Here is a 12,320-nt window from a genome sequence, read left to right on the forward strand (position 1 = left end):
GGTTAATTATTGTGATGAATCAGTAAATTTATGGCTCCGGAATATTTGCTTTTGAACTCGAACGGCTTGGTCAAAAGCAATTGCTTTTTATCCTTGTCTTTGAGCATGCCAGTATCAACGTATTGGGCCAGTTCCAATGTGTACCGCTGATAGTCGGTAATATTATCCTCAATATGCAGATTTAACTGATCGTTGAATATCTGCAGGTAAAGGCTGGCCAATTGAGCGCTTGTCAGGGCCGATTTGAGTTTTTTAAGATATTCACTAAAACGCCCCTTTTCTTCTGGCGTGACCGACCCGGAGCCCAGTAAAACATTTAGTTCACTTTCCAACACAGGGACGTTTTGCTTAGTCAGGGTCGTAAAGTTTCTGTAAAAATCATTGAATTTTTTTTTGACTTCAGCAAGGCTTTCCAGCGCAGAAACAGCCTTTTGATAATCCGCGATACAAACCGGGAGATATTGACGTTGCATGCTGTATTCGGAGAGAAGGTGTTTGCTGACTAAGGCGGTTTTTCTATCCAGGTTTGACTGACTGCTATCTGGAAGAAAGGCAGTGAGTCTTGCGATTTCGACATAACACCGGAAGCGTTCTTCTTCAGCGTTTCCAGAAGGAACAATCAGGTCATTATATCCGCTAAACTGTCTGTTGCCATATATCCTGAAACCGGGTGAATTGCCGTCGTCACCCGTGACATATGAAATTGTAATATCGCCCATGGAGCGATCTCTTGTAATTTTCTGATTTGCGTTCAAAATGAAATTATTGTTTCCTTGCGTGATGGATATCGGCTGACTTTCTGCCTCTATCACCACACCCGGCAGCTCTGATAAATTGATGTTGTCAAATTTCGCCCCTGGGATTGTGTATTTTCCATCACATTTGATTTTCAAATCAGTCAAGGCGGATTTGCTTTGTAAACGAAATTCGTATGAATCTTCCAGGTATTGGAATTCATCTTCGCCATAAGTCTGCCTAATTGAGCGATAGCTGGTGTCCCCAAAAAAATAATAGGTATAGCGAAATTGTGACCTGTCGATAAAGTCGTCAGCCTTAAAATCATCACAGCCGTTTTTCGGCCATGCCCCAAGATTCCTGGTACCAACTCCGGTCACATTGATAATATTGTCCTGATGGTCGTTGTGGTAATCGGGACCCTGAAGAAGACATTCAAAACAGGAACTTTGTTTTTTTATCCATTGTTTACTATTCCTGTAGTCAGCAATATCCTTCCGCAGGTCCTCGCCAGTGTAGTCATCGTGCACAATTTTGTCGGACGGATTAATGTCCAAGATCTGATTTTTAAGTATACCGATCTGAAAATATCTGTATACCATCTTTTCCAGCTCCGGTTCCCTGCTCAGGAGAACATAGGCGTTTTCCTTACTTTTATTTTTAAGCATAAGATCCGGCGAGGCGGAAAGTATTGCTTTGGTCATTTGTAAGAAAGTACTGTTTCTGGGGATCAATGAGGCTTTTAATAAGTTTAATACGGGTGTGTTTCCCTTATCGTCAGGCTCGTTAACGATAAGTGATCGCAAAGAGTCAAGATTATTGGTTTTTAATATTAATCCTTTTTTCTGCGGAATATCTGATAATATCCATCGCACCATATTTGCGTTACCTGCCAATGTGAATTCAGAAAGCTCTTTTCCCCAATAATGTTCATCCGGAATACGATGTGCGTAAAACACAAGTCTCTGTACCAGACTGTCTTTAACAGGCAAGTTATTCAGGTAAGGATTGATTGTCAAATTTCCGATCAGTTCTTCCAGATTATCCAAGCGGGAAGTGATAATTTTAACAATTGTTGTATCAGTCGTTGCAAGGTAGATATAGGGAACCGCGAATTTGTTGAGTGAATTCTCAAGATAGGTATTCGAAAATATCGAAGCAGCCACACCCTTCCATTCTTTTTTCCCCTGCGTAGCTAATACATCCAGTGGCGTATCGCCGCAGTCATTAACCTGGTTAAAATTCAACCCAAGGTTTTTTAATTCATCAACGATTTTCTGATGCCCATCTACGTAGTCATGTCCTATGATACCAGAAAAGCAGGTTTGCCCTGCGCCACTGCCAGAAGACCAGGCCGCGAGGATATGAAGGACATTGTTACCATGGTCGTGTTTTAAATTGATATCTTTAATATAAGGTTCAAATAATCTGAACAGGCTATAATTGCCAGATAAAGCAGCCTCGGAAATAACAGAATGCGTAAGTTTGGAACTTATCCAATTTGTGTTTGCATTGGCTTGCAACAGCATAGTAACAATCGAGGCATCATTCCGATGAATCGCATACTCCAACATGCAACTATCCTTTTGCACAAAAGAAGCGTCGATGTCACCTTCCTCCAACAAAGTCTTTACGTAGTTGTGATCTTGGCTGGAAATTGCCAATAGAAGCATAGTGTTTTTGGTGATTCCGTTTTCGCCGTTCTTTACCAGAGATAATAAGTACATCCAAATCTTTTCCTGTAAGGAGCCAGTTGTTAACATCAATTCCTGCACTTGCGCGTAATCGACTTTATAACCGATTGATACAAGCCATTTTGTAATAATCAGAAAATTTGCATCCGGCGGACTGCAGACCATGCTCTGGAGCCCTGGCATATCTTTGTTAAGTTCTGCTGCGATTTCAAGGAAGCTTTTCCTCATGCACATCGCGGTCTCTATGACGGCATCGTCAGGAAGTCGCCACTTCTTATCGTAAAGGATATGCGCAAATTGATCATTACCTGTCCAAAGCACGAAAGTGGGTAAAAACACGAAGGGATCCTCGAAGTCATCCTGTTTCGCTGGCTGTTTAAATGAAAGATGGTTGATAGCAGAAATGAATACTTTGGTCTTACAGGTTAATATAGCAAAATAGGCCAGCGTCGGATAATCTGCTTCACCGGACTTTACCAGCTTTGTCAGTTCCACCGTATCCTCTCTAATTAGTAAGGTTTTCACTTTAATCCAAGGTGCTTTCAACTGCTGGCCGAAACATTGCATGCCCAGGAAAAAAAGAAAAATAGTTATAGATATTTGCTTTAGCATTGTATTCACATTATCACAAATACGATTGTTATATTTTTAAGACTTGGTTTCCATAAAATTAACAACATAATATCTGATTAACAATACTTTACATCAATGTGTATAATAAAAAACGAACATTTTATTAAAATAAAAAAAATTACCAGTAATACATTCAACAGTTGTAATTATTGGCCTAATAAATGATATTTCCATATAAATAAACAGCCAGTATTGCGCATGACAAATTCAAAATATGTGTAGCAAATTTTTAAATAAGTCAATCAATCAGCTGGTAATCAAAATAATGTATATATCATACAGCTTAGCTTCGCCAATTTCTTCGAATATGTCCCGACAAAGTGATTGTCGTAGTTTTATGCAGTGAGAGTGTTTTTGCAATTAATGGGCCGCTTAAAGAACCTATCCGGCTCCCAAAATGCTGCTTGGTCAGATCGAACAAGCAAATGAAATGTAAGAAAGCAACACCTTAATAGGCTAATTGCTTAATGTCAGAAGTTGAATGCGTGCCCATTTAATCTGAATAAAACTAAAGTAATGCTGTCCTGCATAGCCTGCAATTAATGTGACTACGTGATAATTACTATTTAGCAACTTTGAAACTGCGTGATTGCACAAAAAAACCACCTCCAGTTTGGTTTGCATCTTTCTTTACAAAGAAAAGGTTTTACCTCTCCCCATTTCTTTTTTAAAACGCACCACGCTAATTTTGACATTATGTTAAGTAGCGAAAAAACTTACTAAGGTTATAACCTAAAATAATTACTTGTAATAGATGCAGTTTTCTCAAATCAAGACGCAGCAAGTAGGCGTAAATCCTCCAGAAAGGGGTTCGAAAACGTTCCCCAACGGGCTCGGAGTCAATCTTAGCCCATAAGGGAATCGAACCTTTTATTTTAAGCCTAATTAAAGTTATTTGAGCACGAAAATTATCTCTGGTCATTTTGCGATATAATCAAATTCTTTTACCTTAGTGTAATTAATCGTATTTCTGTTTAACGCGCAACAATTGTGTAACAGAAATTCTTAAGATGATGTTAAAATACTGGCTTTTAGCTAAATATGGTTCTCGAACTTCTCCCTGTTAATCAGAGGGTCCCTGGTTCGAGTCCAGGCTCAGGAGCACAAACTCAGTAATGCCAAAATTTACTGAGTTTTTTTATGGAAATTTAATAAAGCCCTTTACAAAGTTGTAGAGGGCTTTTCCTTTTAGCGGCCGTTTTAATTATTTCCTAACGAAATTCTTAGAATATAGTCGGGCTTTTCGGCCTATGCCGGTACGTATTTATTCACTATTTTCCCATTTTTGTAAGTGGTTGAACTTTCTAATTTCAGTATTTTTCTCTCCTTAAAGATGGACAGGCCGGCACCAATAGCCACTGGACTAATGATGATATAATATTCATCAATAAGGTTAAGGCTGATAAGTGAGCTTACAAAATTGGCGCCGCCATAAACAAGGATGTCCTTGCCCGGTTGTTCTTTCAGTGCCTGTACTGCAGTGGCAAGGTCGCCGTTTTCCACCTCCACATTTTTACCGGCGAGGGCTGTTTCTGTTTTACTGAAAACGATCTTGCGCATATTTACGATCAGCTTTGCCAAAGGATATGCCGGGTGGTCGGGCATGTTAGCAGCCATATTTTCCCAATAAGGGACAAATTCCGGGGCCAGTTTGCGCCCCAGCAAAAGAGTATCGCTACTGTCGGCCAGGTCAATTATTTTCTGGAAACCTGCTTCATCCGGGCCGGCCAGAAATACCCAGTCATTTTCGCCATTTGGTCCGCCTACAAAGCCATCAATTGACATGTGTACCTGTAATTTTAATTTTCTCATGCCGATAGTTTTTAAATAGCCAACAATTCTTCCAATTGGTTAAGACCCATGGTAAAGCCACCTTGAAAGCCCATTTCTACCATCATTTTTATGGCTGATTCATCATCGAAGTTAATATCAATTACCACTTTTGTTTTATCGCCTGCTGCCACAAATTTGTTGTCCCAGTGACCAATCGGTGCGCCGGGCGCTATGGTACCATTTTCATCACAGAAGGTGGTATCCGCCGCGAAACGGCTGCCATTTTCAATAGCGGTAAACTGTACATGGCTCCAGTGCTTCTGTCCATCCGGGCCTACCATGGAATACAGCCAAACGCCGCCTACCGTAAAATCCATCGATTTGGTTATGGCTACCCAGGGTTTCGGCCCCCACCATTTTTGAAGCAGGTCCGGGTCTGTCCAGGCTTTCCATACTTTTTCAATCGGCGCGTTAAATTCGCGTACTACGTGAATCTTTTTAGCGGCAATGTCTTTTTCGAACACAAAATTGTTTGTCATGATTGTTTAGTTTTTATAAGTCTTTTAAAAGGTTATCTAACTGATCAAAGCTGTCCTCCCACATCTTGCGGAGGCGTTCCAGCCAAATATCAATCTCTTTCATTTTTTCGGGGTTAAAGTGATAATATATTTCTCTGCCGGTTTTTTTCTGTATCAGCACTTCGCATTCGGTTAGGATCTGGATATGCTTTGATATTGTCTGCCTGGCACTGTCAAAGTGCTCTGCGACAGCATTGGGCGTCATAGCCCCCATTGCCAGCAAACCTAAAATGGCCCTGCGCGTAGGGTCGGCAATGGCTTGGAAAACATCTCGTCTCATATTAACATGCAGTTGATTGACTGCAAATATAAATGCAGTTAATCAACTGCGCAAATTTTTTTTATTTTTTTTGCTGCTGACAGCGGAAGATTCAGATTATATGCTGTAGCCTGTGACTACTTCAAAAAACGACTCCATGTGTCATTGAAGGGTAGTATTAAGTGAATTGAACCCCTAAGTTAAGCAGGCAGTACGTAGAGAGCCATTTGCTTTACACCTCTGCGAGAGTGCCAGTAAAACTGGTAAATAAAACAGTAACCTGTATAACGAGGTTATGGCCATCTGTCCCGAACTTTGTATCTTAGAATTTTGCCACCAATTTCTTATTTGCTAAATAAATTATCAATGGAACAACCAACAATTTTTACAAGACTAAGATCAGGTGAGCTGATTCGGTTAAGTGATCCTGAATTTCCGAAGATCGATGAAATTGTAAACCGTACTATACGCCTTTCTGCTCAACTTAATTCCGCAGCGGATACCCAGCAAATACGCCAGTTACTTACCGAGATTACGGGTAACTATATAGACGAGACTACAACTGTATTTGCACCTTTCTATACCAATTTCGGCAAGTTCATTAGCATAGGCAAAAATGTTTTTATCAACCACGCCTGCTCATTCCTCGATATGGGAGGGATAACTATCGAAGACCATGTGCTCATTGGGCCAAGGGTTAACCTGGTTACCGAAAATCATCCTACTGACCCAACTGACAGGCGGGCATTAATTACTAAGCCAATCCTTATTAAAAGAAATGCCTGGCTGGGAGCAAATTGTACTATACTGCCCGGAGTTACTGTAGGTGAAAATTCCATCGTAGCCGCAGGTGCAGTGGTATCTAAAGACGTTCCTGACAATACTGTTGTTGGCGGAATCCCGGCAAGAGTAATTAAATCGATTAATAGCTAGTTAACTATACGCTTAGTCAAATGAAATCGATCACTCGCTCCTTAAGCTCTTTACCGGGTTTGCCAGCGCCGCTTTTATTGCCTGGAAACTGATGGTAAACAGGGTAATGATAATAGCCGCTATACCCGACGCGATAAATACTCCCGGACCGAGGAGGATGTGATATTCATATTTATTGAGCCAGTATGTTAAAAAATAGAGCGCAAGCGGCGAAGCGATGGCGCAGCTGATCATAACCAGCAGCACAAAATCACGCGATAACAACATCCAAACCTGTGCTATGGATGCGCCTAATACTTTGCGAATGCCTATCTCTTTAGTGCGCTGTTCTGCAACGTAAGCGGCAAGCCCAAACAGGCCGAGGCAGGATATAAATATAGCCAGGCCGGCAAATACGCCTGCCAATTTGCCTATCAATACTTCCAGGTTAAATTTGTGCTCATATTCATCATTTACAAACTTGTACATGTAAGGAAAAGTAGGGTTATATTTTTCAAACAGCTTCCCGATTTTTTCTATCACAGTATGGGTATCAGCGTTTTTCGGCAAGCGGTACGTGATCACAAACCCGCTTGGATTATGGCCAAAAATGGCAGGCGCCACGGGGTTATAGGGCGATTCCATTAAAGCATCCTTTACCACACCGATGATCCGTACTGGTTTGTTGCTTCCGTTCCATGATATCATTTGATTAACCGGGTTTTTTAAACCGATGCGCCTGACCGTGGCTTCATTAACAATCACATTCAGCGAATCACTTTTTACATCACCTGAAAAATTGCGCCCGGCTGCCATGGTCATCCCCAGGGTTTGAAAATATTCTTTTGACACCCATATGGCGCCAATATTTACCTCTTCGTCCCCGGCATTTTTACCCGGCCATTTCTGCAAGGAAAAATGACTGTAAACTTGAGTTGCAGGCGATGTGGATGAGGCCACGCTCTCTACAAGGCCTGATGACAGCAGGTCATTTCTTAAGGCATCATAATGCTGGTAAAGGTCGCCGTTCATATCTGTCATCATCAGCCTGTCGGCACTGTATCCTGTTGGTCGGCTTTTAACATATTGTATCTGCTGGTAAACAATTACGGTACTTATGATCAATGCGATAGAACAGGTAAACTGTATCACTACCAATACTTTTCGGGGCAGCGAGGCCCATTTGCCCACCTGGATGGTACCTTTCAGCACTTTAACCGGGCTGAATGAGGATAGGTAAAACGCTGGCCTGCTTCCGGCAATTAAACCAGTGGCCAGTATAAAAGCGATCATGATGCACCAAAAGCCGATACGGTCATACGGGATACTGATAAAGGAACCGGTTAAAGTGTTGAACGATGGCACAGCCAGCTGAACAAAAAGTAAACACAGCAGGAATGATAAAAATGTGACCATAACAGACTCTGTTAAGAACTGGAAAATGAGGTGGATGCGCGCTGAGCCAATAGCTTTGCGAACACCAACTTCCCGTGCCCGTTTCTCAGACCTTGCTGTTGTAAGGTTCATGAAATTGATACAAGCTATTGCTAATACCAGCATGCCTATGATACTGAACAAACGCACGTATTCCACAAAGCCGCCAACTGGCTTCCCGTTCTTGAAATCGGTAATTAAATGCCAGTCTTTCACCGGGTGCATAAACACCTCGGGCTTTAAAGACCGCATCTCCGGACTACTTTTATAAACAATGTCCCTTATTTTCGGGGCAATTTGCTCATAGGTTACACCCGGTTCCAGCGCCACATAGGCAGAAAATGAATTGTAGGTCCATTTGGTACGTGCAACCCGTATCCAGTCCTGGGTAGCTTCTGTGTAAGCAAAAGGAGTAAGGTAATTAAATTGCAGTGTTGCGTTTTTTGGGATATCCTTAATAACCCCGGTCACCCTGAGGTTCTGTACATTGTCGAACCGCACATATTTTCCCATCGGATCGACATCACCAAACAAAGCTTTGGCGGTCGATTCAGTTAAAACAATAGAATAGATATCCTTTAAAGCTGAATTGGCATTGCCTTTTACAAAGGGATATCGAAATATTTTAAAGAATTCCTGGGCTGCTGCACCACCGCTCAGGTATAGCTTTTTATCGCCGATCAACAGGTTGTGGTTCATCTGCCCTATGTTGTCAGCTTCAGCAACATACTTTATGCCAGGGATCTCTTTCTTTAAAACATCAGCGAGTGGCAGAGCTATGGAAGTTTGGGTACTGGTGCCGTTATGCTGCGAGGTCAGGTTCATCTCAACCTGGTATAACTGCGTATAGCCTGGCAGAAAACGATCATAGGAATATTGGTTTGTCACCCATAAACCGATCAGGAGCGCCACCGCCATACCGGCTGCCAGACCGACAATATTCAGTGTGCTGTAAACCTTGTTGTGTAGCGTGTTGCGCCAGGCGATTTTCAAATAGTTACGAAACATATAATTGCGGTTTAATTTCTCACAAGACCATGTTGGAATGACATTGTGACCCGAAGTTATCGCTACGTGTGCAGAATAAGGTCTCAAATTATAACCTGGGAACTCTTTTTTCAGACTTGTTTTATATTCCGCCGGGCTTTTGCCGGTCAACTCCTTAAAAATGCGATGAAAAGTGCTTTTGGAGTTGAACCCGGAATCAAAGGCAATGCCCAACAGAGTTATCCTGTCATATGCAGAGTCCTGCATTTTTCTTGCTGCCTCCGCCACACGATATTCATTGATGAAATCACTAAAGCTTTTTTTGAGTGCTATATTGATGATTTTGGATAATTCATTAGGATGAACTTGAAGCTTTTCGGCCAGCGAACGTAAATTGAGTTCGGGGTCCAAGTAATATAAGCCTGTTGCCATGGCTTTCTTTAGCCAAATCCCTTTTTGTCTCAGTTCTGCGGGTGGCGATGGTTTTGGATACGATGGTGTTTCGACCGGCATAAAAGCTTGCGGCCTTAAAAACGCCACAACCGCCATTCGGATGATCAACGCCGCTAAAAGCAGATATAAAGGATAATAAACATGTATGTTCAATTGATGATAGTAAAGATGATCTGTTGCTGCAAAGGGGATCCATAATAGCCAAAACATCGCGAAAACTGTCAATAGGTTATGCAGCCACCGCAATTCCATTCGGTGCCGGTCGCCTCCGATGAAATTTAGTCGCCGGTAAAAACTTTCTATCAACCGGTGGGATGCATACAGGTAGATAATAACCGAGCTAAACGCCAGTACTTCTAACACGGGGCTCAATTGCTGAAAGGTTTGTGTATGATAAGTTGCAGCACCTGTTCTTAAACTTTCCTCAACTTCCAGTGCGTGGGCACCGAGTTGCAGTAGTAACGGAATAAAATGAAGCAGGTCCTTGTGGTGGAATTTATAATCCGCCTGGGTTATTTTAAGTACATAAAAGAAAATCAGAGGGCCGAGTGCCAGCGAAAATTGCAGGGGCAGCCGGTTCCAATGCGGAATGTAGTTTTCCAGCCGGATATCAATGCATATTATCCAAAGCATCTGTAAGGCAACATTTACCAGGATAAGACTAAGAAAGCGGTTTGCATTTCGGGCCGGTCCTTTTACAAACCATAGCAACATCGCAAAAGTCAGTCCGATGAATATAAATCCTCCAAAGAAGATGTCGTAAATGTTAATATGGAACAGATAATTCTTCAAACCGACTGATCAGGCTCAATACCCATTCCAATTTCGCAATTAATTGAAAGATAAGCCATTATAGATTGTTGGAAAATGTGACTGTAATAAAAACGAACACGGATTGTGCGGTTTTAACTTAACCGCTGGGATAGTGACATTTACTGAACTATTATATCTGTTGTATTTCGTGATTCCCGCTTTCACTTTTCCATTTGAAAAAAAAATGATTAAACGCCTCTTTTCGACCAATACGGTTGATGTTGCTTTGCATACCTAAAATTTTACGTCCTTTGTAAAAATACTAACCAGTATCTTTTATGAAAAAAGCAGCGGCGACCCGGTTAAATATTCTACAAAAGGCTTTTGAACTCATCTACGTCAACGGTTATCAAACTACCAGTATTGATCACATTATTGCCACTACACAGGTAACCAAAGGAGCCTTCTTTTACCATTTCAAAAACAAGGAGGAGATGGGGCTGGCCATTATCAACGAAATTTTGAAGCCTTCACTCACCACTAGTTTTCTTGAACCGTTGCAAAAGGAGCAGGATCCGATTGTAGTTATTTATAATCTCATGTATGATCTGCTCCTGAAAAATGAGTTTTTGAAAGTGGAATACGGTTGCCCGGTGGCCAATTTTACGCAGGAAATGACGCCCTGGAATATTGACTTTAGCAAAGCGCTGGCTGAGCTCACCCAGGAATGGACGAAAGCTATGACAACTGCTATTGAAAGAGGACAACAAAATGGCTTTATCCGCAAGGATGTGAACGCCATACAAGTCACACTGTTTGTTGTATCCGGGTATTGGGGAATCCGCAATTTTGGGAAATTGGAGAATAACAAAACGGTTTATTTACCTTATTTAAAGGAGTTGAAAAATTATCTGAATACACTAAAATGATTTTTTCGTTTAAAAACATACTAAATGGTATGTTTTATTTTACCTTCGCTGCGTGGATGAATCATAATCAATAATAGAAATGTACTCAACTTTATTAGCACTGCATTCCTTGGTTCGCTGGCTGGTGTTAACCAGTTTACTATCGGCAATTTTTTTTGCTTACTACGGCTGGCTTTCGAAAAAGCGTTTTACCCGTGTGGATAATGCTATAAGGCATTGGACGGCCACCATTGCCCATATCCAACTTGTTTTGGGCCTTTGGCTTTATTTCATCAGTCCTATAGTCGCCTATTTCTTAAGTCACTTTACTACAGCCTTACATGAACGGGCAATCCGTTTTTTTGGTATGGAACATATCACCATGATGCTCATAGGAATAACCATCGTCACTATTGGCTCCGCCAAAGTCAAACGAAAAACAACTGACCATGAAAAGTTCAAAACAATGGCTATATGGTTTACTGTAGCCCTGCTGGTTATTTTGAGCTCGGTGCCCTGGTCGTTTTCACCGCTAATCAGCCGGCCAAATTTCAGACCTTTTTAAATTTCGACGGAAAATGGAATCTATTTTAAATAAACACACAACATCCAGGGCCAAAAATTATAAACCCCTGATATGGGCTTTAACCTTAGGCATAAACGGGTTGATCATATTCGCCTTTTTTCTTCCCAATAAAGAAAACTTTAAAGGGCATGATTTTTCATTTTTACCCTTATTAAACGCGATAATGAACGGGGCTACGTTCATCTTTCTTTTGCTGGCGCTTTTCGCTATCCGGCAAAGGAATATCCAAAGGCACCGCAATTTTATCTTCGCGGCGTTTTTATGTACTTCAATATTTTTATTGTCTTATCTGCTCTATCATTTTACCACACCATCCACCAAATTTGGCGGAGCTGGTATTGTAAAATACGTTTACTATCTGATATTGATCACTCATATTATACTGGCTGTAATTACAGTTCCTTTGGCGCTGATATCAATTGGGCGGGGTTTAAATATGGAGGTAGCTTTGCATAAAAAAATCACCCGCTGGGCCATGCCCATCTGGTTGTATGTGAGCTTAACCGGCGTAATAGTTTATTTACTGATATCTCCTTACTATCAATAAATATTAAGGAAATGGCAAACATCGCCCAGGTTCTGGACGCTAAGGCTAACCTAACTGAAGGGCTGGAT

The 12,320-nt window shown here is 41.4% G+C and carries 9 protein-coding genes; 4 read left to right on the plus strand and 5 right to left on the minus strand.

Translation table 11 applies throughout. From position 1 onward, the window contains the following. Nucleotides 1-2: 2 nt before the first annotated feature. The 4 genes from AC1DYB_RS04460 to AC1DYB_RS04475 form a co-directional block, all read right to left on the minus strand. Nucleotides 3-3,041, minus strand: a complete 3,039-nt coding sequence (locus tag AC1DYB_RS04460) for an ankyrin repeat domain-containing protein (protein ID WP_477432825.1) — start codon at nt 3,039-3,041, stop codon at nt 3-5. Nucleotides 3,042-4,310: 1,269 nt separating this feature from the next. Then, nucleotides 4,311-4,874 carry a dihydrofolate reductase family protein gene (locus AC1DYB_RS04465; protein ID WP_477432827.1) on the minus strand — a complete coding sequence of 188 codons (564 nt, stop codon included), beginning with the start codon at nt 4,872-4,874 and terminating at the stop codon, nt 4,311-4,313. 11 nt (nt 4,875-4,885) lie between these two features. Next, on the minus strand, nt 4,886-5,374 hold the full coding sequence (locus tag AC1DYB_RS04470; RefSeq protein WP_295716085.1) for an SRPBCC family protein: 489 nt from the start codon (nt 5,372-5,374) through the stop codon (nt 4,886-4,888). A gap of 13 nt (nt 5,375-5,387) precedes the next feature. Beyond that, nucleotides 5,388-5,693 (minus strand): ArsR/SmtB family transcription factor, encoded by a 306-nt coding sequence (locus AC1DYB_RS04475; RefSeq protein WP_295716086.1) that lies wholly within the window; start codon nt 5,691-5,693, stop codon nt 5,388-5,390. Nucleotides 5,694-6,038: 345 nt separating this feature from the next. On the opposite strand from AC1DYB_RS04475, the gene AC1DYB_RS04480 reads away from it, so the two are divergent. Continuing rightward, nucleotides 6,039-6,605, plus strand: a complete 567-nt coding sequence (locus AC1DYB_RS04480) for a sugar O-acetyltransferase (protein WP_295716088.1) — start codon at nt 6,039-6,041, stop codon at nt 6,603-6,605. Nucleotides 6,606-6,635: 30 nt separating this feature from the next. Here AC1DYB_RS04480 and AC1DYB_RS04485 read toward each other — a convergent pair whose 3' ends face one another. Beyond that, nucleotides 6,636-10,250, minus strand: a complete 3,615-nt coding sequence (locus AC1DYB_RS04485; RefSeq protein ID WP_477432830.1) for an ABC transporter permease — start codon at nt 10,248-10,250, stop codon at nt 6,636-6,638. Between the two features lie 299 nt (nt 10,251-10,549). Between AC1DYB_RS04485 and AC1DYB_RS04490 the strand changes: the two genes are divergently transcribed. The 3 genes from AC1DYB_RS04490 to AC1DYB_RS04500 all read left to right on the plus strand — a co-directional run bounded on the left by AC1DYB_RS04490 (nt 10,550) and on the right by AC1DYB_RS04500 (nt 12,252). Next, nucleotides 10,550-11,140, plus strand: coding sequence for a TetR/AcrR family transcriptional regulator (locus tag AC1DYB_RS04490; RefSeq protein ID WP_477432832.1), 591 nt, complete (start codon nt 10,550-10,552; stop codon nt 11,138-11,140). Between the two features lie 79 nt (nt 11,141-11,219). Further along, entirely contained in the window at nt 11,220-11,684 is a 465-nt protein-coding gene (locus AC1DYB_RS04495) for a hypothetical protein (RefSeq protein ID WP_477432834.1), read from the plus strand. A gap of 13 nt (nt 11,685-11,697) precedes the next feature. Beyond that, entirely contained in the window at nt 11,698-12,252 is a 555-nt protein-coding gene (locus AC1DYB_RS04500) for a DUF420 domain-containing protein (RefSeq protein WP_477432836.1), read from the plus strand. Nucleotides 12,253-12,320 lie beyond the last annotated feature (68 nt).

Source organism: Mucilaginibacter sp. P2_A4 (assembly GCF_056405015.1).

Bases quoted from the DNA above. Each gene is read 5' to 3' on its own strand.
- AC1DYB_RS04470 (WP_295716085.1), bottom strand. From the start codon at position 5,374: ATGACAAACAATTTTGTGTTCGAAAAAGACATTGCCGCTAAAAAGATT.
- AC1DYB_RS04475 (WP_295716086.1), bottom strand. From the start codon at position 5,693: ATGAGACGAGATGTTTTCCAAGCCATTGCCGACCCTACGCGCAGGGCC.
- AC1DYB_RS04460 (WP_477432825.1), bottom strand. From the start codon at position 3,041: ATGCTAAAGCAAATATCTATAACTATTTTTCTTTTTTTCCTGGGCATG.
- AC1DYB_RS04465 (WP_477432827.1), bottom strand. From the start codon at position 4,874: ATGAGAAAATTAAAATTACAGGTACACATGTCAATTGATGGCTTTGTA.
- AC1DYB_RS04480 (WP_295716088.1), top strand. From the start codon at position 6,039: ATGGAACAACCAACAATTTTTACAAGACTAAGATCAGGTGAGCTGATT.
- AC1DYB_RS04500 (WP_477432836.1), top strand. From the start codon at position 11,698: ATGGAATCTATTTTAAATAAACACACAACATCCAGGGCCAAAAATTAT.
- AC1DYB_RS04490 (WP_477432832.1), top strand. From the start codon at position 10,550: ATGAAAAAAGCAGCGGCGACCCGGTTAAATATTCTACAAAAGGCTTTT.
- AC1DYB_RS04495 (WP_477432834.1), top strand. From the start codon at position 11,220: ATGTACTCAACTTTATTAGCACTGCATTCCTTGGTTCGCTGGCTGGTG.